The organism is Mycolicibacterium bacteremicum (assembly GCF_002086115.1).
Taxonomy (GTDB): domain Bacteria; phylum Actinomycetota; class Actinomycetes; order Mycobacteriales; family Mycobacteriaceae; genus Mycobacterium; species Mycobacterium bacteremicum.
The window spans coordinates 97,949-123,760 of record NZ_MVHJ01000010.1; the positions used below are offsets into that span (position 1 = coordinate 97,949).

Genomic DNA, 25,812 nt, shown 5'->3' on the forward strand with positions numbered 1-25,812 from the left:
TTCACTGATTGCACAGGATCACCCTTTGTCCGTTCAAGAGCACGTCCATCGACTCCGGCAGTCGCGCTTGTCCTCGCGAACACGGCACCGGTTCGCCGGGTGACGTGGGCGGACCGATGTCATCCCAGATCACCGGGATCTTCTTGACCGACTCGGTGAAATTGTCGAGAGCAGTGAATGCGCGGTCAAGGCCGAGGTCGATATCGGCTGTCTCACCGTCGAAGCCCATGTTCAGCAGCAGCCGTGAGGCCGCAGACGTGAACCCTGGGCCGTAGAGCTCGGACTTACGGAACTCGTCGAGCACCGTGAGCGATGCATCGAGAGGACGGTTGACCCAGTCGATGATCTGGATCAGATCCTTTGACTGCCCGCCCAATTCGTCGGCGACTGCATTCAGATTCGCCATCAAGACCGAAATCACCTGCTGTCTGTCCGACGTGAATTCGGTCAGCTTGCGGATGCTGTCCAGCATCGGCGCCAGACCGCCCCCGTCGCCGGTCAACAGGTTGGCCGCGTTCTCTGTGAACTGGTCGATCTCATCGGGACTGAGGGTGGCCAGCACCGGCTGCAAGCCATTGAACAAGGTCGTGATGTCGAACGACGGCTGCGTCATGTTGACCGGGATCCTGTCCATCGTCTCCGGCGGCGCATCGGATTCGACAGGGTCGGTGATGTCGAGATAGCGCAAACCGGTGAGGGCCTGGTATTTGATCGACAGCCGACTTGTCGGTACCACCCCGTAGCGGTCGGCGAGGCTGAACCGGACGGCGGCCACGCTCTGGCCGGATCGGCGTTCCAACGCGATGTCTTGGACCTTGCCCACCCGGACACCGCGGACCCGGACATCGGCGTCCATGCGCAGCCCGGACGCGTCGCTGAATTCAGCAGTGAACACCCGGGTGTCACCGGCCACCGGTTGCCGCAACACATTCATGATCGCAATGAAGATCACGAGCACGACCGCTACGGCCAAAACGAAGCGCCACAGGGCAGACCGGGCTGTCATGACACACCACCCATCGCATTGATCGGTGCTGCGACCCCGGGAAGGTTGTCGAGCATGATGTGGACCTGTAGCGCCCGCTGTTCCGGTGAACCGGCGTACATCTTCTCGAAGCGGCTGCGAAGTTCGGTCAAACTGGCACCGATGTCCTCGGGTGCCACCAGGCCGGGCACAGTGTCCGTCAGCGTCTTGACGATGCTGACCGCCGGCGCCAGATCAGTCGAGTGCGAGGAGACCAACGTGCCCACCGCACCGAAGAACTTTCCTGCGATGACCTCGAATGTGGGTCGAGCCCGGGTGTCCCAGTACTCGGCGGAAAGCGGCTCGCCGAGCACCGGAATCTGCTCGTGGTTGAGCAGCGATTCGCGCGCCGTCACCTCGGCGGTGGCAAATCCGGCTCTTTGATTTATCGCCCAGCCGGCGTCCGAGATTCCCTTGACCAGTCCGGGCACCGCAACACTCACACCGGCGGCGTGCCGCAACAGCTGCTCGGTGGTCACCGTCTGCACGTCGGTGACCGCTTCGGCGACGACGACCATGGTTTCGACCAGCGGAGTGAGCCCGTCGGTGTAGCGCGTCGCCCGATCGATGACCTGGATCAACTGCGGGGTCACCACGCCACCGGTGATCTCACCGAGCCTGTAGAGCAACGTCTGCAGCGTGTAATTTCCCTTGGGCATGGTCGTGAAACTCGCGCCGTCACGCAGCGCGTTGCCACCGGCGCCGGGAGTGATGTTGACACCGGTCACGCCGAAGTAGTTGGCAGTACGGAAATCGATCTCGAAGGCGTCGGTGAGCCCTTGCGTCGGTGTGGTCTGCAGGTCGACATCGATCCGCACCTGCCCGCTGGACAGATTGGTGACCGAAGTGATGGTTCCGACCTCGACCCCATGCATCATCATCGGCGTGCCGTCGGTGACACCTTGCCCGAGATAGGGAACGGTCAGCGCGACGGACATGAGATCCGCGGGCCGCCCACGGAACGGATTCACCACCAGGAATGTGACCACCAGCGCGCAGCAGGACAGCAGGATCGCACCGACCAGCCGCAGCCGGCGGGCCTCGGCATCGGCCGTCATTCTCAACAACATGACGATCCCCTATCCCTTGAACACAAAGTTGGGCTGGATGCCGAACAGCAGGATTGTCATCGCCAGATCCAGCACCATGATGGTGACCAGACTCGATCGGATCGCCCTGCCCGATGCCTGACCCACACCCACCGGACCGCCGGAAGCAAAATAGCCGAAGTAGCAGTGGATGATGGTGACCGCGGTACAGAAGACGGCCGCTTTGAGCAGAGACAGACCGATGTCCTCCGGCGTCAGGAACTGGACGAAGTAGTGGTCGTAGGTGCCCTCGGGCTGGTTGTATGCCCCGCCGATGATCAGCTTGGAGATGTAGAAGCTGATCACCAACGTCAGTAGAAATCCCGGTATGACACAGAGCAAACCGCCGATGACCCGTGTGCCGACAACGAACGGAATGGACCGCAGACCCATTGCCTCGGTCGCGTCGATCTCGTCCGCGATACGCATCGAACCGATCTCCGCGGTCATCCGGCAACCGGCCTGTGAGGCGTAGGCGACGCCGGCCACCAACGGAGCCATCTCACGCACATTGCCCCAGCCGCCGATGATGCCGGTCAGCGACCCCAGTCCGATCAGGTTCAGGGTGGCGAACGCCTCGATGGCGACGATCGCACCGACGGTGATACCAAGGATGGCCAGGACGCTGATGACACCGCCGTCGACGATGAGTGATCCCTTACCCCAGGCGAGATTGTTCATCACCTGCAGCGTTTCGCGGCGGTAGCGGCGCACGGTCGTGGGCAGCAGGATGAACGTCTGGGCGATGAAGACGGCCCACTGACCGGCTTCCTGCAGCACCTTCTGCGGGCCGGCAAAGAGTTTCGGCATCCGCAGGTGGCGCGCGGGGGCACTACGTCGTCCGGTGGACGCGGCTACCATCACGCCACCGCCATCGGAAAGAACATCGACTGGAACTGGGTGACGGCCAGGTTCACGAACACGATCGCGATCACATTGATGACCACGGAGGCGTTCACCGCGTCCGCGACGCCCTTCGGCCCACCCTTGGCCTCCATACCGCGCTGGGCAGCCACCACCGCGACGATGGCGCCGAAGATCATCGCCTTGGCGATGGTGAACCACACATCGATGGGTTTGGCGAAGGCTCCGAACGAGAGCCAGAAGCTGCCCGGTGTCACATCGTTGATCGTCACCGCAATCACGAATGCGGCACCGACACCCATGGCGATGATGATGGTGCACAACAGCGGCGCAATGGCAATGAGCGCCAGGAAGCGCGGAACAACCAGTCGCCGAACGGGATCCAGACCGAGCACGCGCATGGCATCGAGTTCCTCGCGGATGGCGCGGGCGCCGAAGTCAGAGGCGATGGCGGCGGCAGCGGCCCCGCCCATCAGCAGACCCGCGGTCACCGGGGCCCCCTGGCGCAGTACGGCCACACCGGTGGCCGAACCGACCAATGAGTTCGCACCCACCTCGTTGACCAGACCCGAGAGTTGGACAGCGATCATCGCACCGAAGGGAATGGCCATCAGCATCGCCGGCAGTGCCGTGACCTTGAGTAGCTGCCAAGCCTGCACAATGAACTCGCCGAAAGGCAGTCGGAATGTGAGCGTATCGACGACGGCGTAGCGCAACACCGAGGCGGCCAGCAGGACGGCACGTCCCATGGTGGCCGCACTGTTGACCGGAATGGCTGCGAATCGGCCAACGCCCCTGCGGACGACCGCTCGGGCCGCGGGCCGGCCGGCGCCGTGTCTGCCACTGCGCGGACCGGCAGCCGCCGCGGAGGCAGAGCCATCGACGAGCGACGGCGCACCCTCGATGACGTCGTCACCCCTGGTCTGTACTGACATTCAGAGCTCATCCCTTTGCGTGTCGGTAGCGCTCGCCATGGTCTGGTACCTCACAGTTTCGGACGGACTGTGTTCCAGACCACGTTCTTCGCGGCTCACAGTACACTACGTATGTACATTGCGTATGGTCAATTGCTTCGACTCTGCAGGTCTTTGCTGCAGGCGTGGTTGAATCAGCTGTAGCAGGGGGCGCCGGGAGTGTCAGGAGGGCTGCACGACGCTGGGCCCAGTTGGACCCAACTCAGGTCGATCCAGGGAGCGGACAGCCACGTCCTGGTGGGTTCGATCAGAAAACGCATTGGCCCGCGCTCACAGTAGGTGCCGCTCAACGGCGTGATCGCGCAGGTGGTCCCCTCATGGGCGATGACACTGTATGGGCGCAGCGGCAACTGTGCCTGCGAGTTCGGGAACCGAATCCCGACCGTCCAGTCGTAGTGGACGGCGCGGTCACCATCGATCCACCCGATGTGTCGGGTGCCCTGCGGCGCACCCGGAATGAAGCCCGTGCAGCCGAAGCTGCCGCGCCGCCAGATCCCGCAGTTCTGCCCATTGGGAGTCGTGAACCACACCCCGCCGGGCACAGCAAACGGGAGCGCATCGACGCGGTCGTAGTACTTGATATCAGGCCAGGGACTGGCGGCTGCGGGCGCCGGCGGTTCGGCCGAGGCGGTGAATCCGGACGACGGCGCCACCCAAAAGCCCGCGGACACGACGAGCGCCGCAATCGCAACACCCCTACGCAGCAGCGCCTTTGACATCTCGGCACAGTGGCCCGAACAACGCATGGACCGAACATACACGATGTTCAGACAGGCTGAACAGAGGTTCTCGAAATTGGTTTGCTGCCTCGACGTGACCGTCAATTGGTCGGAAGGCGAACGGGCGTCAGCGCCCGTACACCACCGCATTCAGCAGACTCGCGAGAAACACGGCCAGGTTGTCGGTGTCGTCGAGGTGTGCCTCGCCGGCCATGGCACCGGCGAAGCTGCGTTCGAACGTCCACATCAATACCGCCGCCAGTTGTGCGGCCGGTGGCCCCTCGATTGCGATCCCGGATTCCCGATCGGCCTCGATGACGGCCTCCAAGGTGTCGGTCATCCGGGTGATCGTTGCCAGATAGAGCTCGCGAAGTTCTGGCCGGCGCGACCATTCATGAATTGCGTTGCGTGCCACCGCCAGCGTCTCGATGTCGTAGCTCAACCACTCGGTGATCACTTTTTCGATCTCGGCGGAGTCGGCGCGGTTTGCTTGTGCCAGCATCTCGAACCCCGAGGCGATTCCCTCCGAGGCGGTGCGGAACAGCGCGACGAACGCGTCATCTTTACTGCTGAAGTAGAAGTAAAACGATGCGCGGGAGGCGTTTGCGGCGGTCAGGACATCGGCGACACTGAGCTCGTCCAGCGACCGTTCGGCAAGCACCTGCGTCATGGCGGCGAGGATGCCCGCTGCCATGTCGGGTTCGACAGCAGCGGTATCGCCGCTGTCGGCCTGGCCGTCCGGTCGATCCACCGTCACCGGACTCGACACCGCCTTGGCCTTCGGCTTCACCCGCCGCCGCATCCGGGACGCCGGCCGCTTGGTGCCATACGTGGCCGCGAAGACCAGTTCCACGATCGACTCGACAGCGGATTCGGCGTCGGGAATCCGCGGGTCCAAGCCCAACGAACCGACATAGAACGACCGCTCCAGCCCGCACACCAGAACCCGTGCGATCAGGTCCGGTGGCACCTGACTGGCGGGCGCCTTGCCCTGCTCCCGTTCGTAGGTGATCTGCTCGGCGATCGCGGTGACGAAGCGCTCCAGCATCTGATTCCACGCGGCGGCCAACATCGGATTGCCGTGCATGTGCTCCACGGCGGCACACACCACCGCACCGTGCTCGGTCCACATCTCTATGGTGCGACGCAACGAGGTGTCCATCGCCCGCTCCCGCGATTTGCCCTCGCCGAACTCCCACGGACCGTGCGAATACGCCTCGTCGAGCAACCGGGCCACCATGGCCACCAACACGTCGTACTTGGACGCGAAGTAGTGGTAGAAATTCGCGCGGGACAACTTGGCGCGCTTGATGATCTGCGCGACAGTGACGTCCTGGAAGGACGACTCCGCGAGTAGCGCTTCCAACGCGGCGAAGATGGCGAGTTCGGCATTGCCGGATCCGCTGTGGCTGCGAGGACGTTGCCGAACGGGAAGCGACGGTTTCACTCGGTCAGGATAGCAGTGTCTAGATACTCTGACTGGTCATCTCGTACGGACAAATCCCACTTCGGACTGTGTCCTTTGACACGGTAACTATCCGCCGACGCTATCGCACCGACTCGGCTCACGCGTGTCAGAGCTGGGGCTGCAGATGCACCGACTCGGCTCCGTGGGTCACGGCGTAGTCCGTCAACTTGGGCTCGTGCGTGCGCCGCCAGTAATCGATGTACTTCCACGGGCTGTTGGTCACGACCCGGCCCTTGGAGTTGCGGTAATAGGTGCTCATGCCCGGATGGGTCCAGATGGAGTTCGCGAGCACCTCCCCCAGTTCCTCGTCGTACGTGTCGAAGACCTCCTGACGAACCTCGACAGTCGACAGCTCGTCATCGATCATCCGGGCGATGAGCTGGGTCACGTACTGCACCTGCATCTCGGTACCGGCGATGACGGTACCGCCGTGCCCGGTGTTGGTGTTGGGACCGTACAGACAGAAGAAGTTCGGGAACCCCGGTACCGAGATACCGAGATAGGCACGACCATCGTCGGTCCCCCACTGCTCATGCAACGACCGGCCCTCGCGGCCGTACACGTCGATCGAGCCCAACACGTTGACCGCGTCGAATCCGGTGGCGAACGCGATCACATCGGCCTCGATTTCGGTGCCATCTACCAGCCGTATCCCGGTAGGCGTGATCCGTTCGATCGCATCGGTGATCAACTCCACGTTGTCCCGGCGGATCGCGGAGTACCACCCGTGATCGATGAGCAGCCGCTTCCCGTACACCGGGTAGTCCGGCACACTCTTGGCTATCAGGTCCGGTCGGCCCTCAAGTTGCGTCTGGATGTAGCCGGTCAGCATCTTGCGTAGCGAGTCGTTGCCCTTGTTGATGGCCCGATCGGGGTGCTCGTAGTTCTTGTCCACCTGTAGCAGGCTGTGCAGCCGATCACCCATCCGCCAGAACACCCGCAGCCGGTACCAGCCCAGGTAGTGCGGAATGTGCTGGTGCAGCTTGCGCACGGAGTCCGACACCTCGCGTGACTGGTTGGGATGCGGCATGGCCCACTGCGGCGAGCGCTGGAACACCGTCACCGCGCCGGCCACCTCGGCGGCGGCCGGGACAAACTGCATGGCGCTGGCACCGGTCCCGATCACCGCAACACGTTTACCGGCGAGCTCGACGGAGCGATCCCACCGCGCGGTGTGCAGGCACGGCCCTTCGAACGAATCAATGCCCGCAATCCTCGGTAGCGCGGGCTGATTCAGCAGACCGACCGCGCTCACCACGACGTTGGTCTCGATGATTTCGACAGAGCCGTCGCGCCCCACCGCCCGGACCTCCCAGCGGCCCGACTGCTCGTCGAAGCGGGTCGACTCGACTGTGGTACCGAACCTGATGTTCGGGCGCACACCCCACCGGTCAGCCAACGCGCGCCAATACGCCGCCAATTCATCGCGGTGTACGAAGTAGCGCGTCCAGTCTGGATTCTGGTCGAACGAGAAGCAGTACAGGTGACTCGGAGTGTCTACGCCACAGCCAGGATAAAGGTTCTCCTCCCAGGACCCACCGACATCGTCGTTCTTCTCGAAAACCGTATAACCGATACCGGCCTGCTCAAGTCGAATCGCCAGGCACAGCCCGGAGAGCCCCGCTCCGATGATCGCCACGTGGTACGCGCTACGAACCTCGGCAGGCGCCTGCGGTACGCCGCTGCGCTGGTAGATGCCCAATTCCTCGCCGAGCAACCGGCCGTAGTCGGCGGGCAGGGGTTCGCCCACCGACACCGACAAGATCTGCACCAACCGCTCCGGTGTCGGTTCCGGCGCCGGGGTGCGCACGCCGTCGCGAAGTTCGGTCAGCACCGCGAATGCCCCGTTGCGGATCTCCTGCACGATTTCTTCGGGAAGACCACCGTCGTCGTGGTCGTCGATATCGCGACGGTGCGTCGGGGTATATGGCGGCTGGATCCACCGATCCTCACCGGTCAGATGTGCCAGTGTCGCCAGCAGGGTCGGGATGTTGGCCGACCGCAGAAGGTCGGACAGATCGTCATCACTCAACGACGCCAAGCGGGAGAGAGAATCGTTGCGAAATTGCATATCCGGACCATACATAGCGTTCATACGCAGTGTCAACGACACTCGGCGGCGCGCAGCTCAGACCACCGACAGTAGAGCCCTGTCGAAGTCATCAGGACACTCCAACATCGGATAGTGACCGCAGTCGAGTTCGGTCAACCGGCCGTCGACCTGCTCCTGCACCCACTTCGCGCCCTCCACCGACAACCCGGGGTCGTGGGTACCGATGATCTGCGACACCGGGACCGTGATGTCCTTCAGCAGCGCGGTTTGCTCGGTCCTGAACAGAGTGGACAGGCAGGCACCCGCCACCCAACCGGGCGTCCGCAATGACACGCCATGTAACCAGTCCAGCACATGGGGTGCGGGCACATCCTTGAATAGGTCACCGATCGCTTTGCGCCGGAAACGGATCCGGTCGGCGAACTCGAACGCCCGCAGTGCCGACTCGGCAGGCTCCCCTGCGGGCGGGCCGTACGGGTACGCATCGTGTCGGACATGGGCAGCGCCCACCGATGCGACAGTCACCACCCCGGAAACCAGGTCGGGATAGTCATACGCCATCCGCAGTGCGGTCAGACCACCGAGTGACCAACCGACCACAGTTGCCGGTACGGAGACGACAGCGCGCAGTACCGCGGCCGCGTCGGCCGCCAGTTGTTCGACGCCATACCCTGCCAACGGCGCATCCGAATCACCGTGTCCGCGCAGGTCGATCGCTATGGCCTGATGACCGGCGGCCGCCAGCACCTGCATGGGACGGTCCCAGACCTCGTGTGCGAGCGTCCAACCGTGAATCAGCAGCACTGGCCTACCGCTGCCGAGTGTCCGGATCCGCAGCCGGACACCGTCACCGACATCGATGAATGAGTTCACGCCTCCGCCCACGTGACGACGTCTTCGACCGCACGGCGCGGGGTGCGGTACGAGTTGGCCGGATGATCCGGATCGGGATATCCGAACGATATGCCCAGCAGTACCCGGCGATCGGCCGGCAGATCGAAATGTGCACGGATGAAGTGGGAATGGCTGGCCAGCGCGGCCTGCGGCACCGCGGCCACACCATAGCTCTGGGCCGCCAGCAGGAAGCTCTGGACGAATAAGCCACAGTCCACCGCCCCGTAGACCCCGAGCGAGGCGGGCGCGGTCACGATCGCGACGTGGGGCGCACCGAAGAACTCGAAATTGCGCAGCATCTCGCGGGCAGAGGCGGCCCGGTCGCCTTTTTCGACGCCGAGAGCCTCGTAGAGTTGCCACCCGCTGGCGCGTCGGCGCTCGAGATACTCGCCTTCGTAGGTCGCCGGAAACTCGAAGTCGGTGTGCAGTTGAGGATCCGCGGCCCAACTCTGTACCAGACTCGTCCGGAACGTGTCGGTCGCCGGGCCCGAGGTGATGTGCAGATGCCAGGGTTGGGTGTTGCACCAGGAGGGCGTGCGGCGTGCGATATCGACGATCTGCTCGATGACCGCGCGCGGGACATCGTCGGCCAGGAACCCCCGGCAACTCCAGCGGTGGTACATGAGGTCCGCGAGCGCACTCGACTGAGCGGTCGATTGTGTTGTCATGGAATAGATTCCCCGATCTGATCGATGCTGACGCGAACGCTGTCGGTCAGGCGACGGAGCCATACATTATGTATGGACTATAAGGTGGGCATTGCGGCCGATCACAGACCGAGGGACCGGCCGACGATCTCGCGCATGATCTCGTTGGTACCGCCGTAGATGCGCTGCACCCGGCAATCCCGCCAGCGTCTGGCGACCTCGTACTCTTCGATGTATCCGTAGCCGCCGTGCAATTGCAGGCAAGTGTCCAGTGCCTCGAACTCCAGTTCCGTGGTCCAGAACTTCGCCCCTGCAGCATCGGCCGCCGACAGCTCTCCGGCGCAATGAGATCGCACGCAGTGGTCGAGGTAGACCCGGGCGATCTGCACCTTGGTCGACAGCTCGGCCAGGGTGAACCGGTTGGCCTGAAAGCTGCCGATCGCCTGACCGAAAGCCTTGCGCTCCTTGGAGTATTCGAGAGCGATGGACAATGCATGCTCGGCGCTGGCCACGGCGGTGATCGCCATGGACAACCGTTCCTGCGAGAGGTTGGCCATCATATAGCGCAACCCCTTGCCGGGCTCGCCGAGAACATTGGCATCCGCGACCCGCACATCGTGGAAGAAGAGTTCGGCGGTGTCCTGGGCCTTCCGTCCGATCTTCTCCAGTTTGCGACCTCGCTCGAAGCCGTCCTGGCCACCTTCGACGACGAACAGGCCGAATCCCCCGCCATCGGAATCCGGGATCCGTGCGCACACGATCACCAGATCGGCTTGCAGGCCGTTGGTGATGAAAGTTTTGGCGCCGGTGAGCAACCAACTATCGCCGTCGCGGCGAGCCGTGGTGGTCATGGCGCGCAGATCCGATCCGGTGCCGGGTTCACTCATCGCAATCGCAATGGCCGAAGATCCGTCCACGATTCCAGGAATCCAGCGGTCGGCCTGCTCTTCGTCAGACAATTCGAGAAAGTAGGGCAGCACGATGTCGTTGGTCAGCGAGAAGCCGTCGCCCACCGTTCCGGTCCGCACGACCTCTTCGTCCAGAACGACGTTGAACCGGAAATCGGCCTGTCCGGCACCCCCGTGCGCCTCGGACGCGGCAAAGCCCACGAGCCCTTGGGACGCGGCTGCCTTCCAAAAGTCGCGGTCGACGATTCCTGCCGTTTCCCACGCCTCGGAATGAGGTACGGCTTCCTTGATCAGGAAGGCCCGCACCATCTCGCGGAACTGGTCGTGCTCGGCCTCGAAGATGCTGCGCCGCATGTCACAAGCCCATCGACTTGCTGATGATCTGTCGCATGATCTCGCTGGTTCCGCCGTAGATGCGCCCGATCCGGGCGTCGACGTAGGCACGGGCGATCGGATATTCGGTCATATAGCCGTAGCCACCGAACAATTGCAGGCACCGATCGACGGCGCTGCCTTGCAGCTCGCTGGCCGCGAGTTTGGCCATGGCAGCCCGGTCCGCGGTCAGTGTGCCGGCCACGAGTTCCCGTACGCAGTCGTCGACAAACGACTGCACGACCTCGGTCTCGGTCTTGACGCTGGCCAGCACGAACTTGGTGTTCTGGAAGTCAGAGATGGGCCGGCCGAAGGCGTTGCGCTCCTTGACGTACTCGACAGCCCAGTCCAGCGCCTGCTTGGCCGATGCGATACCGGCGACGGCGATCGTCATCCGCTCCTGGGCCAGGTTCGTCTTGAGCGCCGTGAGGCCGCTACCGGGTTCTCCGAGCAGATTGGCGGCGGGTACGCGCGCGTCGTGGAAGAACAGCTCGGCGGTGTCCTGTGCGTGCATGCCGATCTTGTCGAGGTTGCGGCCCCGCTCGAAGCCCGGGGTGTCGCGCTCGACGATCAGCAGCGACAGCCCGCTGCGCCCCGCCGGCGCGTCGTCGACCACGGCGGCGACGATGACGAGATCGGCATTGAGACCGTTGGAAATGAACGTCTTGCTTCCGTTGAGGATGTAGTCGTCCCCATTGCGGGTAGCCGTCGTCTTGATGCCCGCGAGGTCGGATCCGGTCCCCGGTTCGGTCATCGCGACGGCCGCGATCAGTTCCCCGGATGCAAGGCCGGGCAGCCAACGACGCTGCTGATCCTCGTTGGTGTATTCGAGGAAATAGGGCAGACACACGTCGTTGTGCAGGTTGATACCGAAAGACACCGTGCCCGTTCTGGCGACTTCTTCGGCGATGACGGTGTTGAAGCGGAAGTCCGAAACACCACCTCCGCCGAACTCTGCCGGGATCGCCATGCCGAGGAACCCCGATTTACCAGCTGAGCTGAACACTTCACGGGGAACGATGCCGTCGCGCTCCCACTGGTCGTAGTAGGGAACGACCTCTGCATCCAGGAAGCGCCGGAAGCTCTCCCGAAACAGTTCGTGGTCGTCATCGAAGAGGGCGCGGCGGGGGCTTTTGGCTGCGGTGGTCGACATGGCCGGTATCATACATAGAATCCATACGCGGTGTATAGCGGATACCCGCTCCGTGCGTACGGCTTCCACGGTCCGCGTCGGCATGAGCTCTCATATCGTACGCAATGGCTAGACATTTTGTATGTACACGGCGTAGCTTGCAGACATCGGTGCGCAGAACCGGCGCTCCGAAATTGGGCAATCGGCTACAACGACGGAGCATCGATGGCAATCACCCTTGTCCCCAACGAACTCGACACCGACCAGGCCCTCGCGCTGGTGGGCGAGCTCAGGTCGGTCTTCGCAACCGGACGCACCAAGAGCCTGGAATGGCGCCGTCGCCAGCTGCAAGGCCTGATCCGCCTGCTACAGGAGAACGAGAAGGAACTCGCGACGGCCCTGTCCACCGACTTGGGCAAGCCGGCGATGAACTGCTTCCTCGGCGAGATCTCACCGCCGCTGGCCGAGGCGCGCTATGCACTGAAGAACCTGACCAGCTGGAACAAGAAATCGCCCGCGGCGGTACCCATGTCCTTCGCACCGGCCAAAGCGTGGACCCAACCCGAACCCAAAGGGGTCGTGCTGGTGGTGGCCCCGTGGAATTTCCCGGTGCTGTTGTGCCTGGCCCCCTTGGCCAATGCGCTCGCAGCCGGCAATGCGGTGGTGATCAAACCCTCGGAAATGGCGCCCGCCGTATCCGCGGTACTGGCCCGTCTCGTTCCGCGCTACATCGACCCCGACGCAGTCAAGATCGTCGAAGGCGGAGTTCAGACCACCACAGCACTGTTGGAAGCGCGCTGGGACCACATCCTCTACACGGGAAGCGGTCGCATCGGGCGCATCGTCCTCGCCGCGGCCGCCAAACATCTCACGCCGGTGACGTTGGAACTGGGAGGAAAGAGTCCCGCGATTGTCACCACGCACGCCGATATCGCGGTCACCGCCCGCCGGCTCGCCTGGGCCAAGGTCACCGCAGCGGGGCAGGCTTGTGTCGCGCCGGACTACGTCCTGGTCGAATCCCCGGTGCGCGCCGCATTCATCGAGGCTCTGATGGACGAAGTCGGCACCGCCGACCGGTTCGCCGAGACGACCCGCATCATCGATGAGCGCAACACCGCCAGACTCACCACGTTGTTGACCGACCACGGCGGCATCGAAGCGGTCGCAGGCGGACCGCGCACGGACGGAACCTTCGCGCCCGCCGTGATCGTCGACCCCGACCCGTCATCAAAGATGATGCAGGAAGAAATCTTCGGGCCCATCCTGCCGGTCATCGAGGTCGAGAACCTGCATGCCGCCATCGACTTCATCAACCGCCGGGAAAAGCCGCTGGCGCTCTACCTGTTCTCCGCCGCGGCCGAGGACGAGGAGACGGTACTGACTCGGACGTCGTCGGGCTCGGTCGGGGTCAATCACATCTATTACCAGACGATGCTGCCCGAACTGCCCTTCGGCGGAATCGGCGAGTCCGGCATGGGCGCCTACCACGGCAAGACGGGGTTCGAGACCTTCAGTCACCGCAAATCGGTGCTGCGTAAACCGGCATCGCTGGATCCGTCATTCGCCTATCCCCCGTTCAGCAGCATGATGCAGCGGATCATGCGCTTCATGGCGCGCTGAGTTCCGCACAGACGCCCGTCCCACACGGGACGGCACAACCGCGGGCCGTCGGCAACATCGCCGTCCGGTTCACAGTTCACCCCTGGTAATCCCACCTGGAAGGCGCAAAGGTTGACCAACGAAGCACTCATATACGAGGCGATCCGCACACCGCGAGGTAAAGGAAAGAACGGCAGTCTGCACGGCGTCAAGGCCGTCGATCTCGTGGTCGGGCTGATCCGAGAACTCACGTCTCGGCACCCCGGATTGGACCCCGCGACCATCGACGACATCGTGCTGGGTGTCGTGGCACCGGTCGGCGACCAGGGTGCGGTCATCTCGCGCACCGCGGCCATCGCTGCCGGACTGCCCGACACCGTCGCCGGCGTTCAGATCAGCCGCTACTGCGCATCAGGCCTGGAGGCCACCAACCTTGCCGCGCAGAAGGTTCGATCGGGATTCGAGAACATGGTGCTCGCCGGCGGCGTCGAGTCGATGTCTCGTGTGCCGATGGGATCCGACGGGGGAGCCCTGTTCAACGACCCGGCGATCGGCTACGACAATTACATTGTGCCCCAAGGTGTCGGCGCCGATCTGATCGCGACGATCGAAGGGTTCAGCCGCGACGACGTCGATGCCTATGCCGTGCGCTCGCAGGAACGTGCGGAGGCAGCCTGGGCCGGTGGATACTTCGCCAAATCAGTTGTTCCGGTGCGGGATTTCAACGGCGTGACGATCCTTGATCACGACGAACACCGCCGCCCCGGCACCACAATCGAGAGCCTGTCCAGATTGAAACCGTCGTTCGCCGGTGTCGGCGCACTCGGCTTCGATGCCGTGGCTCTGCAGAAGTACACCGCCGTGGAAACCATCGACCACGTCCACCATGGTGGCAACTCGTCGGGGATCGTCGACGGCGCAGCCCTGGTGCTCATCGGCAATGAAAAGGCCGGCGCACAAGCAGGACTGGCACCACGCGCCCGGATCGTGTCCACTGCGGTGACCGGATCCGACCCGACCATCATGCTGACCGCCCCGACCCCGGCCGCCCTCAAGGCGCTCGACATCGCCGGTCTGAAGGTCTCTGATATCGATCTGTTCGAACTGAACGAGGCCTTTGCCTCGGTGGTACTCAAGTTCCAGAAGGATCTGTCGATCCCGGACGACATCCTCAACGTCAACGGTGGCGCGATCGCCATGGGCCACCCCCTCGGCGCCACCGGCGCCATGTTGGTCAGCACCGTGATCGACGAGCTTGAGCGGCGTCAGCAGCGACGGGCCCTGATCAACCTGTGTGTCGGCGGCGGCATGGGTATCGCCACCATCATCGAGCGCGTGTAAGGAAGAACTGGGAATGACCGAAACTGTAGACACATCCGCAACCATCCGCTGGGACATGGACGCTGACGGCATCGTCGTGCTCACGCTCGACGATCCACAGCAGTCCGCAAACACGATGAATACCCGCTACGTCGAGTCGATGGGCGCAGTGGTGCAGCGCCTGGAGGACGAGCGGGAAACCATCACCGGCGTCGTGATCACCTCGGCGAAGAAGACCTTCTTCGCCGGTGGCGACCTGAACGAACTGCTGGCGGCCAAGCCCGAGGACGCCGCCGACATGACCGCGCACACCAACCGGGTCAAGGGACAGCTGCGCCGACTGGAAAAGCTCGGAAAGCCCGTGGTGGCCGCGATCAACGGTGCGGCGCTCGGTGGCGGCCTGGAGATTGCGCTCGCCACCCATCACCGCATCGCGGTGGATGCTCGCGGCGTCGTGATCGGCCTACCCGAGGTCGGACTGGGCCTGTTGCCCGGCGGTGGTGGCATCGTGCGCACGGTACGGATGTTGGGAATCGACGCCGCGTTGAACGATGTTCTGCTGCAGGGCCCTCGACTGTCTGTCGGCAAAGCAGTGAAGCTGGGCCTGGTGGATCGGACGGTCGGCTCGGCCGAGGAACTGCTGCCCGCCGCCAAGGCATGGATCACGGCGAATCCCGCCGCGGCGCAGCCGTGGGACACGCCCGGGTATACGATCCCCGGCGGCATCCCGGCGACCGTCTCCGCGCTGTCGGCGGTACTACGCAAACAGCTGAAAGGTTCACCGCTGGAAGCACCCCGGGCCATCATGGCCGCCGCAGTGGAGGGCGCCCAGGTCGACTTCGACACCGCATCGTCGATCGAGACCCGTTACTTCGTCCAGCTGGCCACCGGCCAAGTCGCCAAGAACATGATCAAGGCCTACTTCTTCGACCTCCAGGCCATCAACGCCGGCAAGAGCCGTCCCGAGGGCTATGACACGTTCCGCGCCACCAAAGTCGGCATCCTTGGTGCCGGCATGATGGGCGCCGGCATCGCCTATGTCTCGGCGCTGGCCGGCATCGAGGTGGTTCTGAAGGATGTCGACATCGACGGTGCCCGGCGTGGCAAGCAGTACGCGGAGAAGCTCGAGGCCAAGGCCGTGTCGCGTGGCGCCAAGACAGCGGAACAATCGCAGGCTGTGCTGGACCGCATCACCGCGACCGACAACCCGAAGGACTTTGCCGGAGTGGACTTTGTCATCGAGGCCGTCTTCGAGAGCGTCGAGCTGAAACAGAAAGTGTTCCAAGAGATCCAGGATATCGTCAACCCCGACGCAGTGCTGGGATCCAACACCTCCACCCTGCCCATCACCACGCTCGCCGAGGGCGTGGACCGGCAGGAGGACTTCATCGGAATCCACTTCTTCTCACCGGTGGACAAGATGCCGTTGGTCGAGATCATCACCGGCAAGAATACTTCCGAGGCCACGCTGGCCAAGGTGTTCGACTACACGTTGCAGATCCGTAAGACACCGATCGTGGTCAACGACAGCCGGGGATTCTTCACCAGTCGGGTGATCGGCAGATTCATCGAAGAGGCGCTCGCAGCCGTCGGCGAGGGCGTCGATCCCAGCGTCATCGAACAAGCCGGTCTGCAGGCCGGGTATCCGGCCCCGCCGTTGCAGTTGCTCGACGAACTCACGCTGACACTGCCGCGCAAGATCCGACAGGAGAACAGGGCTGCGCTGGAAGCGGCCGGCGGCACCTGGGTGGAGCACGGCTGCGCCGTGGTCTTCGACCGGATGATCGACGAATTCGACCGCAAGGGGCGCTCCACCGGCGGCGCGTTCTACGAGTACGACGAGAACGGCAAGCGCACCCGGTTGTGGCCCGGCATTCGCGAGCATTTCACCACCGACGCCGGCGCCGCGATCCCGTTCGAGGATCTCAAGGAGCGCTTCTTGTTCTCCGAGGCGATCGACACCGTCCGGTGCTTCGATGAGGGTGTGCTGAACTCGGTGGCGGATGCCAACATCGGCTCGCTGTTCGGTATCGGCTTCCCGTCCTGGACCGGCGGCGTCGTCCAGTACATCAATGGCTACCCGGGTGGCCTGCAAGGGTTCGTCGACAGGGCCCGCCAGTTGGCGGAGCGCTACGGCAACCACTTCCTGCCGCCGGAGTCCTTGGTGGCGCGCGCCGCCGCCGGCGAGACCCTGGGCTGACGCCTGATGGGCTGCGCCGGGTCACAGCGGCGCAGCCCATCCTCAACCAGGCCGCCCCAGGCAGGGCTGCGAACCGACCAGACTGAGCTTGTCTTCTCTTGCCGGCCACTCGATCTACATCGGCGGTCCGTCTGAGCTGAGTCACCGATTACTCTCGACCCCGTCAGTTGCGCACGGCGGGCAGCACTATGGTGTCGATGACACCGCGCATGAACCTGGCGTCGACAGATTGCCCGCTGATGACGCGCATGAGGGCCATCGCGGTGAGCACGTCGGCCACCATGGACCAGTCCCGGTCGGCGATGTCGCCACGATCGATGGCGTGCTGCAGGATGGCACAGACCAACCGGCGGCCCCGGAGGAGCATCAAGTCGTCCAGAGCGGAGGCGAGTTCTGGGTCGTGAGCCGATTCGATGGCCACCCGCAGCACCAGATCATTGGAGATGAGTTCGTTGTCGTTGCGTGCGGCGCGTTCGACGATGACGTCGAGGTCGCCTTCCAGCGTGCCGGTATCAGGAATGTCGTCGATGAGAAGGTCGGGTCGCCAGTAGACCAGAGCGTCCGTGATGAGCGCCGCTTTCGACGACCAGCGACGATAGATGGCGGCTTTTCCGACGCCCGCCCGCGCGGCGATGTCGTTCATGTTGGTGGCGTTATAGCCATTCTCGGTCAGCGCGGCAAGCGCAGCATTGAGGATCGCGGGATCGCGGGATCGATCGAGCCGCCCCGGCGTGCGCTGCCGGAGTTTGGGTTCTGGGTCCGCGCGTTGCGTCGGTTCTGCTGGGTCATCCATCATGACCAGCATCCCAGACCGCAGCGGTATCCCGCGGATGCGACTCGTCGGCACCAGGATCGAGTAAGCGTGGCAGCGCCCCCGTGACCTGGCCCGGTTCGCGCCGCTGGGCGTCAGCAGACGGCGTCAAGGCGCTCAAAAGTCACGCCGCATGGCTGTGGCATGTCGTGGCGTGCAGCCCGCTATCGCGCGACCGGCCAGTCCCACACCGACAGGTCACCGCGCGGGTAGTTCATGCAGACCGCGGCCGCCTTGGCCACCACGCCCTTGTTGTTGAAGAAGACCTTCGCCCAGTTACCCCAGCGGGTGGCCACCTGCTCGTAATAGATGTTGGTGGCGGTGTCCTCGGAGTACTGGCGCCGGCCGGCGGCATCCAGTGAGTAGAACCAGTGGATGCGGTCTTCTGCAATCTGCTGCACATCGAGCGGTCGGTTGCTCTTGTCCAGCATGTACCGCTCGAAGTAGACCGGGCTGGTGTCGCGGGCCGCCGCAAGGTACTGCTCGGCGTCGCACTGTGTTTCGATCTGCTTGCTCGGGATCGGATACTCATCGGTGGCATCGGCGAACGCCTGCGGCGACGCCAACAGCGCCGCGGCAGCCGAGGCCGTGACGATCAGCAGCAGTGCCCGCACCATCCAACGCAGGCTGGGGCTCACCGGTGATCACCTGTCAGGGCGGTCAGCGCGGCGGTGTGCTCGGGGCAGTACATCGGGATGCCGGCACCCATGAACTGCCACACCTGTTCGGTGCTGGTGCCGCGGGCCAGATTCCGCGACACGAACTCCGCCGACCGGCGGGCGTCGGCGTCCACCCCGGTGCTCAGCCGCTTACACGTGATCTTGATCAGCCAGGCGTTGAAGTCGCGCTGACCGTAGATCCCGAAACCGTGCAACTGCGTGGCGAAATCGGTGTCCCGGTCAGCGTGTGCCGGCGCGGCACCCGCGAGCGCCAGCACGGCCAACGCCGCGACGATGGGCATCGTCACTCTGCGCTTCATCGGCTTTCCCCTCGACTCGTTCACGCGGTCACCTGCGGGATGGGTGCGGTGTGCGGTTCGTCGGGACCGGGTCCGGGTGCGGGCTTCGGCGGATGGGTGATCTTGAACGTGTTCAGCGGCCACCAGAACCAGCGCCCGAGTTTGGCGGCGATCGACGGGGTCATGAACGCCCGCACGATGAGCGTGTCGACGATCAGACCGATGCCGATGGTCATGCCGAGTTGGCCGACCACACGCAGGTCGCTGACGATCATGGAGGCCATCGTGAACGCGAACACCAGTCCGGCCGCAGTGACGACGCGCCCTGTCGCCCCCATGCCGCGGATCATGCCGGTGTTGAGACCGGCATGGATCTCCTCTTTCAACCGGGATACCACCAGCAGGTTGTAGTCAGAGCCCACCGCCAGCAGGATCACCATCGACAGCGGGATCACGATCCATTGCACACCGAGGCCCAGGACGTCCTGCCAGAGCAGCACCGACAGGCCGCACGCGGTACCGAGTGACGCGGCGACGGTGCCGACGATGACCAGTGCGGCCACCACGCTGCGGGTGATGATCAGCATGATCGCAAAGATCAGGATCATCGAGGCGATGACGGCGATCATCACGTCGACCGTGACACCGTCCTGCATATCGGCGTAGAGCGACGCCGTACCGGCCAGTGAGACCGCGGCATTGGCCAACGGCGTGCCCTTCACGGCATCGGCTACCACACCCTTCATATCGCGGACGTGTTCGATCCCCTCGACCGACGCGGGGTCTCCCTGGTGGGTGATGATGAACCGCACCGCTTTGCCGTCCGGTGAGACGAACATCTTCAAACCACGCTCGAAGTCCGGGTTCTGGAACACATCCGGCGGCAGATAGAAGAAATCATCGTTCTTGGCCTGGTCGAAATACAACCCGATCTCGGTGGCCCCCTTGGCGAGTTCCTGTTGTTGCGCCTGAGTACCGGCCATCACGCTGTGTGTGGCAATCATGAAGTCACGCATGGTCCGCATGGAATCGATCGTGGGCAGCAAGGTCGCCTGCATCTGGGGCATCAACGCGTCCAGCTTGTCCAGGTCAGTTGTCAATCCGCCGATTTGATCGGCCAGCGCGTCGATACCGTCCAGCGAGTCGAAGATCGAGCGCAGCGCATGACAGATCGGAATGTCGAAGCAATGCGGCTCCCAGTAGAAATAGTTGCGCAGCGGACGAAAGAAGTCATCGAAATCAGCGATGTGGTCCCGTAATTCGTTCGTGGTCTCGACCATTTCGTGCGTCTTGTCCACCATGCTGTGCGTGGTCGCCGTCAGATCGGTCATGATGGCGTACATGCGTTCCATGTTGGCGATGGTGGAGCTCAACTCGTCGGCCTGCTCCAGCATTTGAGCGGAGTTGTCGTTGTTGAATTTCGCCGCCTGCAAGGTGCCGGCGTTCTGCGCACCCATCATGAACGGAATGGAACTGTGCTCGATCGGTGCGCCGAGGGGCCTGGTGATGGTCTGGACTCGTTCGATACCGCGCATGTGGACGATGTTCTTGGCCACCCTGTCGATGACGAGCATGTCGGCGGGGTTGCGCAGATCGTGATCCGCTTCGAGCATCAACAGTTCGGGATTCATTCGTGCCTGTGAGAAGTGTCGGTCCGCGACCGCCATGGCGAGGTTGGCCGGCATGTCCTCCGGCGTGAACTTCTGGTCGTTGTATTGCGGGACATAGGTCGCCAGGCTGGCGAAACCAAGGGCGGCGATCAGGACGGTCACCACAATGATCGGAACGGGCCAGCGGACGACCGCAGTGCCGACCTTGCGCCAACCTTTTGCCGAGACTTCGCGTTTCGGGTCCAGCAGTCCGAATTTCGAGGCGACCGTCAGGATCGCGGGCGCCAGGGTGAGCGCCGCGGCAATGATCACCAGGATGGACAGTGCGCACGGCACGGCCATCGTCTGGAAATACGGCAGCGTGGTCATGGTCAGGCACAGGCAGGCACCTACGATGGTCAGACCGGACCCCAGGATGACGTGCGAGACACCGTGATACGCGACGTAGTAGGCATCCTCGGCGTCCAGGCCCTTGGATCGTTCTTCGTGGTACCGGCCCCACAGGAAGATGACGTAGTCGGTTCCGGCGGCCAGGGCCAGCATGGTCACCATACTGACGGCGTAGGGGGTCAGTCCGATGAGGTTGAGGTAGCCGGCCGTCGCGGTGACGCCCTGGGCGGCAAAAAGTTCCAATCCGATGATGACCATCGAGATCAGCATGGTGACGATCGAGCGATAGATCACCAGCAGCATCACGATGATCACGGCCACCGAAACCAATTCCATGACCGCCATGCTTTGATGCCCGGCAATGCTGGTGTCGGCGTTGAGCACGGTGTTGCCGGCGACGTGGGCTTTGATACCCGGCGGTGCGGGTACCGAGTCCACGATCTCGCGCACTGCGTGCACCGAGTCGTGGCTGGCACTCGTGCCTTGCGAACCGTTGAGGAAAATCTGCACGTAAGCGGCCTTGCCGTCGACGCTCTGCGACCCGGCCGCCGTCAGCGGATCGCTCCAGAAGTCTTGGACGTTCTGGACGTGCTCGTGATCGGCTTCCAGTTTGTCGACGATGTCGTCGTAAAACCGGTGCGCCTCCTCGCCGAGCGGGTCATCGCCTTCCAAGACGACCATGGCCGAAGAATCGGAATCGTACTGCTGGAAAACCTTGCCGATGTTCAGCATGGCCTGATACGACGGTGCGTCGGTCGGGCTCAGCGGCACCGACCGCGTGGCTGCCACGTCATCCAGGGAGGGCACGAGCATGCCCAACAGCACCGCGACAGCCGCCCAGAAAACAATGATGGGCAGGGACAGCATCCGAACCATTCGAGCCACGAACGGGCGTTTCGGTTTCACGTGCGCATTACTCATACGGATTTCACCAAGCAGTAGATGAACGGTTTGATGGTGTCGGTACTCGCCCGGTCATCGCGTACATCGCCGTCGACGGTCACTCGGCATCTGAGGTCACTGACAGCCATATCGCCCTGAGCCATGATGTTCGCCGACATGGACGGCAATGTGGTGACGATGGTGAAAGACCATGGTAGTGGTGCATTTTCGACCAAATTCGGCTGGCCATTCTCATCGAGATAGTTCACGCTGACCGCACCCCCCGAACCGGTCACCTCGTAGGTGATGTGTTTCGGGTTGAAGTTCGCGGTGATCCCGGACCCCTCGCCCGCGGCAGTCGGTGGAGGACTCGCGGAGTCCCGTATTCGCACGATGACGAACGCGCCCACGGCAACGACGACCACCAGAAGCAGCGGAATCCACGACCGCTTCAACAACCGAAACACCGATTCTCCCTCGACAAGCACCAGCAGAGGACTCCGTCGCCCTTTTCACCCCGGAGACGGAACTCAAGTTCCGTATAGGGATCGAGCAGAACTGTACTGCATCTTCGTTACTTTGCCTAACTAGATTGCGGCGTGCGTCGATGCACGAGGGCATCACCGCTCCACCATTGACCCCGACCACTCGGCCCGTGACGAAGCGTCCTCTTCGGAGCACAAGAATCCGACTGCCGCTGCAATCTTTGCTACGGTTCCTGCGCTCCCCATGGGAACCTACCTGGCCGCCCCTTCTCCTTATGCCAGTGGCCCATCGGCCCGAGATAACGGACATCAGGGGTGTCGATGCTCGGGCGTAAGCGGCGCGACAAGCTATCCATAGCCCGTCAGGCTCGGCGCGTTTGCCCCAAGCACCGACATCATGTGATGAAAGCGTCGCGGAATCATGGTTCAGTCAGAAGTTCCTGCAGCAGAGCGATGGTGCGTTGCCGGGAGGCGGCGCGGTCGGATCGGTCGACCCCGACAGCGACGGGCTGAACCCAGAGGTCGGTGGCTCCGGCGTCGAGGAGTGAGAGCAGCTGTCTACGCACTGCCGCTTCGTCGCCCACGATGGCGACGTCAGCCGGTTCGGTCCCGCCGCCGGCGTGAATGATGCGCTGATAGTTGGGCATTCCCGCGTACATTCCGGCGGTCGCGGCAATGGCAGCGCGGGCTTGCGACTCGTCGTCGTGTACAGCGACGGGCAGTCCCGCGACGATGCGAGGTCCGGGCCGGCCGGCTTCGGCGGCGGCGGCGGTGATCCTCGGCACGATGTGGGTTTCGATGGCTTGAGCTGAAGCCATCCACAGCACGGTGCCGTCGGCGAGTGCTCCGGCAATCCGCAGCATCCGCGGTGAAAGCGCCGCGAGCAATACCTGTACAGGATGAGTGGCCTGTGCAGACGGTCCGCGGGTGTGTGCGCTCCAGTCGGTCCCTGCGAAGTCGACCTGCTCGCCCCGCAGTGCGGCGGTGATGATGGTGAGGTATTCCTCGGTGTTGCGGCCGGGATGGTCGTAGGACAGTCCGTACACGTCGCGGATCACCGCGGCGTGCGACGGGCCCATGCCCAACGTGAAACCGGGGCGTCCCATCGCTTCGGCGGCAGCGATCGCGCGGTGGGCCTGGAGCAGCGGGTGGCAGGGGTACGTCTGCAAGACCGCGGTGCCCAGTTCGATCGCGGTGGTCTCTCGTCCGGCAATCGCCATGGCGGTCAACGGATCTGCCGCGACGTTACTGGCGTACCACAGGGACGTGAACCCCTGCTCCTCCGCGCGGCGCGCCTGGGCGACGATCGATTCGAGCGTGGATCCTCCGCCGGTGAGGCCGATGCGCATCAGGGCTGAACCGGGAACAGTTGTGAGTATCGCGCCATCAGCTCGGGGATGTCGTCGTCCATCGCGAGCTCGAAGGACTTGAACAGCCGGGCCAGGATGTCGTAGCCACCGGCGGTGAAGATCACGTCCAGGAGCTGTCGGGTGTCGAGTTCGCTTGTCAGCACCGCCCAGGTGTCCGAGCTGATGCCGCCGTCGGTGATCATCTCGTCGACCGAACGCAGCAGGGCAGCCTCGAACGGACTCCACAGCGGTGATTCCGGGCCGTAGGCAACCCGGCCCACCTCCTCGTCGGTGATGCCTGCGTCGCGAGCGACGAAAAGATGTTGGTACCACTCGTAACTCGACTGCCGTACGGCGGCGACACGCATGATGATGAGTTCGCGCTGGCGTTCGCTGAGCGTGGTGCCCAGCAGGAGGTGACCGTTGAAGGTGAAGTAGGCCTTGGCGAGATCCGGGTGATGCGCCAGGGCGCCCAGGGTGTTGAGGGCTTTCGGCCGGTCGGTGGTGGGCATCGGTTGATGACGGGGGTTCGGCGGACGTAACGCGGTCATCGCGTCGCGGAACTCGTCGGAGAACTCCTTGGGCGGCAGGGGCTCGATACGTGCCATGACTAGATGACCCTCCCTGCGTTGACACCGAGCACTTGGCCGGTGATGTAACTGGCGTCCTGCGAGCACAGGAACGCGCACGCGGCGGCGATGTCGTCGGGCCTGCCGATGCGGCGCACGGGGGTCCGGGTCTCGGCAGCCGCCACACCGGGGCCGAGGAAGCCGCGTTCTTCGCTGCGGCGCAGCATCGGGGTGTCGATGAATCCCGGCGGGATGGTGTTGACGGTGACACCGCGTGGACCCAGTTCCTGGGCGAGCGCCTTGGTGAAGCCGACGACGCCGGCTCTCGCCGCAGAGTAGTGGACCATCAACGGGTTTCCCATCGGCGCGCCCAGTTCGTTGTCGGTGTTCTCGACGGCAGCATCGATGGTGAAGCGATCGGTCACATCGACAACGAGACCCACCGCGCGGCCACCACCGGCGGTGATCTTGTCTGCCGCAGCGCGCGCGGCGCCGGCGTCCAAGTCGAAGATCGCTACGGCCGCACCTTCGTCACCGAGGCGCCGCGCGATGGCACGCCCGATGCCCGAGGCGCCGCCGGTCACGATCGCCGTCGGTGGGCTGTCCCAATAGGGAACGGCGCTCATGCAATCGCTTCTTCACCGACCAGGGTGGTGCGGTGCATCAGCCGCCGCGAGGTGGGCTCGTACGGGATGGCCCGATGCAGCATGCCGGTGTTGTCCCAGACCACCAGATCACCGACGCGCCACTGGTGCCGCAGCACGAACTGCGGTTGAGTGGCCCAGTCCAAGATCTCGTCGAGCAGCTCACGACTGTGCTGGGCGTCCATACCGACGATCTGTCCGGCGGTGGCCCCGATGAGCAGCGACTTGCGGCCATCGCGGCGCGGCCAGACCAGCGGATGCTCGCGTGACGGCGCTGCGTCCCACTTGGCTTGTTGCTCTGGGGTGGGAGCGGGGTTGAGCAGCAACTGCGAGGCGGCAACGCTGTGCACGACCCGGTAGCCTTCGAGTTCGGTTCGCTTGTCGGCAGGCATTGCCTCGAACGCTGCATAGGTGCTGGCGAATTCGGTGTCACCGCCTTCGTCGGCCACCTCGCGCGCGGTCAGCAGTGTGGCCTTCTGCGGGATCAGGTCGGTCAGACCGTCGGTATGCCAGAAGATGGTGCTGCGGCGCAGACCGGCCAGTGCGCTCTTAGTGGGATCCAGCGTCACCGGCGAGATCTCGGGGTGATCGGGATGTCCACCGGCGCCGGCCACGACGACCTCGCCCAGCGCACGCGAAAAGGTCACCAGATCGGCGTCGGTGATATGGGCCTCGCGGTAGACGACGACGCCGTAGCGGTCCAGCAGCGCCTGGCAATCCCGGGCAGCGTCCGGTGCCAGGAAGTCGTCGCTGGTGTAGCCGGCGACTTCCACTCCGATGGCGGTCGAGATAGGTGTGGTGATGATGGTCATGGTCACTCCTTCGGGCCAAAGCCGGCCGGGGCGGCGCCGT

The 25,812-nt window shown here is 63.9% G+C and carries 23 protein-coding genes and 1 pseudogene; 3 read left to right on the top strand and 21 right to left on the bottom strand.

Annotation, left to right across the window (positions count from 1 at the left end):
• Position 1 precedes the first annotated feature (1 nt).
• From BST17_RS14120 to BST17_RS14170, 11 genes are all read right to left on the bottom strand, one after another.
• A complete protein-coding gene (locus BST17_RS14120; RefSeq protein ID WP_083059065.1) occupies positions 2 to 1,006 on the bottom strand; it encodes an MlaD family protein in 1,005 nt (334 codons plus the stop codon).
• Positions 1,003 to 2,082 carry an MlaD family protein gene (locus BST17_RS14125; RefSeq protein WP_083059068.1) on the bottom strand — a complete coding sequence of 360 codons (1,080 nt, stop codon included), beginning with the start codon at positions 2,080 to 2,082 and terminating at the stop codon, positions 1,003 to 1,005. The genes BST17_RS14120 and BST17_RS14125 overlap by 4 nt, the downstream gene beginning before the upstream one ends.
• A 21-nt stretch (positions 2,083 to 2,103) precedes the next feature.
• Positions 2,104 to 2,922: an MlaE family ABC transporter permease gene (locus tag BST17_RS14130; protein ID WP_234807682.1), complete on the bottom strand. Its 819-nt coding sequence runs from the start codon at positions 2,920 to 2,922 to the stop codon at positions 2,104 to 2,106.
• Positions 2,923 to 2,972: 50 nt separating this feature from the next.
• Entirely contained in the window at positions 2,973 to 3,911 is a 939-nt protein-coding gene (locus BST17_RS14135) for an MlaE family ABC transporter permease (protein WP_083059076.1), read from the bottom strand.
• Positions 3,912 to 4,084: 173 nt separating this feature from the next.
• Positions 4,085 to 4,669, bottom strand: coding sequence for a hypothetical protein (locus tag BST17_RS14140; RefSeq protein WP_234807676.1), 585 nt, complete (start codon positions 4,667 to 4,669; stop codon positions 4,085 to 4,087).
• Positions 4,670 to 4,796: 127 nt separating this feature from the next.
• A complete protein-coding gene (locus BST17_RS14145) occupies positions 4,797 to 6,116 on the bottom strand; it encodes a TetR/AcrR family transcriptional regulator (protein ID WP_083059079.1) in 1,320 nt (439 codons plus the stop codon).
• A 127-nt stretch (positions 6,117 to 6,243) separates the two neighbouring features.
• Positions 6,244 to 8,178 carry a flavin-containing monooxygenase gene (locus BST17_RS14150; RefSeq protein WP_234807677.1) on the bottom strand — a complete coding sequence of 645 codons (1,935 nt, stop codon included), beginning with the start codon at positions 8,176 to 8,178 and terminating at the stop codon, positions 6,244 to 6,246.
• An 87-nt stretch (positions 8,179 to 8,265) separates the two neighbouring features.
• Complete coding sequence (locus BST17_RS14155; RefSeq protein ID WP_083059263.1) at positions 8,266 to 9,063, bottom strand: alpha/beta fold hydrolase; 798 nt, start codon at positions 9,061 to 9,063, stop codon at positions 8,266 to 8,268.
• Complete coding sequence (locus tag BST17_RS14160; protein WP_083059087.1) at positions 9,060 to 9,752, bottom strand: nitroreductase; 693 nt, start codon at positions 9,750 to 9,752, stop codon at positions 9,060 to 9,062. The genes BST17_RS14155 and BST17_RS14160 overlap by 4 nt, the downstream gene beginning before the upstream one ends.
• A 101-nt stretch (positions 9,753 to 9,853) precedes the next feature.
• Positions 9,854 to 10,993, bottom strand: a complete 1,140-nt coding sequence (locus BST17_RS14165) for an acyl-CoA dehydrogenase family protein (RefSeq protein WP_083059090.1) — start codon at positions 10,991 to 10,993, stop codon at positions 9,854 to 9,856.
• Position 10,994: 1 nt separating this feature from the next.
• Positions 10,995 to 12,164: an acyl-CoA dehydrogenase family protein gene (locus tag BST17_RS14170; RefSeq protein ID WP_109750137.1), complete on the bottom strand. Its 1,170-nt coding sequence runs from the start codon at positions 12,162 to 12,164 to the stop codon at positions 10,995 to 10,997.
• A 204-nt stretch (positions 12,165 to 12,368) separates the two neighbouring features.
• Between BST17_RS14170 and BST17_RS14175 the strand changes: the two genes are divergently transcribed.
• The 3 genes from BST17_RS14175 to BST17_RS14185 all read left to right on the top strand — a co-directional run bounded on the left by BST17_RS14175 (position 12,369) and on the right by BST17_RS14185 (position 17,262).
• A complete protein-coding gene (locus BST17_RS14175) occupies positions 12,369 to 13,763 on the top strand; it encodes an aldehyde dehydrogenase family protein (RefSeq protein WP_083059094.1) in 1,395 nt (464 codons plus the stop codon).
• A gap of 111 nt (positions 13,764 to 13,874) precedes the next feature.
• Positions 13,875 to 15,083, top strand: a complete 1,209-nt coding sequence (locus BST17_RS14180) for an acetyl-CoA C-acetyltransferase (protein WP_083059096.1) — start codon at positions 13,875 to 13,877, stop codon at positions 15,081 to 15,083.
• Between the two features lie 13 nt (positions 15,084 to 15,096).
• Entirely contained in the window at positions 15,097 to 17,262 is a 2,166-nt protein-coding gene (locus BST17_RS14185) for a 3-hydroxyacyl-CoA dehydrogenase NAD-binding domain-containing protein (RefSeq protein WP_083059097.1), read from the top strand.
• Between the two features lie 163 nt (positions 17,263 to 17,425).
• Here BST17_RS14185 and BST17_RS14190 read toward each other — a convergent pair whose 3' ends face one another.
• The 10 genes and pseudogenes from BST17_RS14190 to BST17_RS14230 all read right to left on the bottom strand — a co-directional run bounded on the left by BST17_RS14190 (position 17,426) and on the right by BST17_RS14230 (position 25,772).
• Positions 17,426 to 18,058, bottom strand: a complete 633-nt coding sequence (locus BST17_RS14190; RefSeq protein ID WP_234807683.1) for a TetR/AcrR family transcriptional regulator — start codon at positions 18,056 to 18,058, stop codon at positions 17,426 to 17,428.
• 179 nt (positions 18,059 to 18,237) lie between these two features.
• Positions 18,238 to 18,690 (bottom strand): DUF5078 domain-containing protein, encoded by a 453-nt coding sequence (locus BST17_RS14195; RefSeq protein WP_083059098.1) that lies wholly within the window; start codon positions 18,688 to 18,690, stop codon positions 18,238 to 18,240.
• Positions 18,691 to 18,707: 17 nt separating this feature from the next.
• Entirely contained in the window at positions 18,708 to 19,052 is a 345-nt protein-coding gene (locus tag BST17_RS14200; protein WP_109750138.1) for a DUF732 domain-containing protein, read from the bottom strand.
• Positions 19,053 to 19,072: 20 nt separating this feature from the next.
• On the bottom strand, positions 19,073 to 21,952 hold the full coding sequence (locus BST17_RS14205) for an MMPL/RND family transporter (protein ID WP_083059102.1): 2,880 nt from the start codon (positions 21,950 to 21,952) through the stop codon (positions 19,073 to 19,075).
• Positions 21,949 to 22,380 (bottom strand): MmpS family transport accessory protein, encoded by a 432-nt coding sequence (locus BST17_RS14210; RefSeq protein WP_083059267.1) that lies wholly within the window; start codon positions 22,378 to 22,380, stop codon positions 21,949 to 21,951. Before BST17_RS14210 ends, BST17_RS14205 begins: the two co-directional genes overlap by 4 nt.
• A gap of 151 nt (positions 22,381 to 22,531) precedes the next feature.
• A pseudogene (locus BST17_RS29665) lies at positions 22,532 to 22,650 on the bottom strand (SDR family oxidoreductase); the annotation flags it as partial.
• Between the two features lie 167 nt (positions 22,651 to 22,817).
• Positions 22,818 to 23,747: a TIGR03564 family F420-dependent LLM class oxidoreductase gene (locus tag BST17_RS14215; protein WP_083059104.1), complete on the bottom strand. Its 930-nt coding sequence runs from the start codon at positions 23,745 to 23,747 to the stop codon at positions 22,818 to 22,820.
• Positions 23,747 to 24,355 (bottom strand): carboxymuconolactone decarboxylase family protein, encoded by a 609-nt coding sequence (locus tag BST17_RS14220; RefSeq protein ID WP_083059106.1) that lies wholly within the window; start codon positions 24,353 to 24,355, stop codon positions 23,747 to 23,749. The genes BST17_RS14215 and BST17_RS14220 overlap by 1 nt, the downstream gene beginning before the upstream one ends.
• A 2-nt stretch (positions 24,356 to 24,357) precedes the next feature.
• The gene (locus BST17_RS14225) at positions 24,358 to 24,942 is read right to left on the bottom strand and encodes an SDR family oxidoreductase (RefSeq protein WP_083059108.1); all 585 of its coding nucleotides are present in this window, start codon (positions 24,940 to 24,942) and stop codon (positions 24,358 to 24,360) included.
• Positions 24,939 to 25,772: a TauD/TfdA dioxygenase family protein gene (locus tag BST17_RS14230; protein WP_083059110.1), complete on the bottom strand. Its 834-nt coding sequence runs from the start codon at positions 25,770 to 25,772 to the stop codon at positions 24,939 to 24,941. Before BST17_RS14230 ends, BST17_RS14225 begins: the two co-directional genes overlap by 4 nt.
• Between the last annotated feature and the right edge of the window lie 40 nt (positions 25,773 to 25,812).

What these genes read in the sequence shown, in the direction of transcription:
- BST17_RS14120 (WP_083059065.1), bottom strand. Translation starts at nt 1,006, where the DNA reads ATGACAGCCCGGTCTGCCCTGTGGCGCTTCGTTTTGGCCGTAGCGGTC.
- BST17_RS14125 (WP_083059068.1), bottom strand. Translation starts at nt 2,082, where the DNA reads ATGACGGCCGATGCCGAGGCCCGCCGGCTGCGGCTGGTCGGTGCGATC.
- BST17_RS14130 (WP_234807682.1), bottom strand. Translation starts at nt 2,922, where the DNA reads ATGCCGAAACTCTTTGCCGGCCCGCAGAAGGTGCTGCAGGAAGCCGGT.
- BST17_RS14135 (WP_083059076.1), bottom strand. Translation starts at nt 3,911, where the DNA reads ATGTCAGTACAGACCAGGGGTGACGACGTCATCGAGGGTGCGCCGTCG.
- BST17_RS14140 (WP_234807676.1), bottom strand. Translation starts at nt 4,669, where the DNA reads ATGTCAAAGGCGCTGCTGCGTAGGGGTGTTGCGATTGCGGCGCTCGTC.
- BST17_RS14160 (WP_083059087.1), bottom strand. Translation starts at nt 9,752, where the DNA reads ATGACAACACAATCGACCGCTCAGTCGAGTGCGCTCGCGGACCTCATG.
- BST17_RS14165 (WP_083059090.1), bottom strand. Translation starts at nt 10,993, where the DNA reads ATGCGGCGCAGCATCTTCGAGGCCGAGCACGACCAGTTCCGCGAGATG.
- BST17_RS14170 (WP_109750137.1), bottom strand. Translation starts at nt 12,164, where the DNA reads ATGTCGACCACCGCAGCCAAAAGCCCCCGCCGCGCCCTCTTCGATGAC.
- BST17_RS14175 (WP_083059094.1), top strand. Translation starts at nt 12,369, where the DNA reads ATGGCAATCACCCTTGTCCCCAACGAACTCGACACCGACCAGGCCCTC.
- BST17_RS14185 (WP_083059097.1), top strand. Translation starts at nt 15,097, where the DNA reads ATGACCGAAACTGTAGACACATCCGCAACCATCCGCTGGGACATGGAC.
- BST17_RS14190 (WP_234807683.1), bottom strand. Translation starts at nt 18,058, where the DNA reads ATGATGGATGACCCAGCAGAACCGACGCAACGCGCGGACCCAGAACCC.
- BST17_RS14195 (WP_083059098.1), bottom strand. Translation starts at nt 18,690, where the DNA reads ATGGTGCGGGCACTGCTGCTGATCGTCACGGCCTCGGCTGCCGCGGCG.
- BST17_RS14200 (WP_109750138.1), bottom strand. Translation starts at nt 19,052, where the DNA reads ATGAAGCGCAGAGTGACGATGCCCATCGTCGCGGCGTTGGCCGTGCTG.
- BST17_RS14205 (WP_083059102.1), bottom strand. Translation starts at nt 21,952, where the DNA reads ATGAGTAATGCGCACGTGAAACCGAAACGCCCGTTCGTGGCTCGAATG.
- BST17_RS14215 (WP_083059104.1), bottom strand. Translation starts at nt 23,747, where the DNA reads ATGCGCATCGGCCTCACCGGCGGAGGATCCACGCTCGAATCGATCGTC.
- BST17_RS14220 (WP_083059106.1), bottom strand. Translation starts at nt 24,355, where the DNA reads ATGGCACGTATCGAGCCCCTGCCGCCCAAGGAGTTCTCCGACGAGTTC.
- BST17_RS14225 (WP_083059108.1), bottom strand. Translation starts at nt 24,942, where the DNA reads ATGAGCGCCGTTCCCTATTGGGACAGCCCACCGACGGCGATCGTGACC.
- BST17_RS14230 (WP_083059110.1), bottom strand. Translation starts at nt 25,772, where the DNA reads ATGACCATCATCACCACACCTATCTCGACCGCCATCGGAGTGGAAGTC.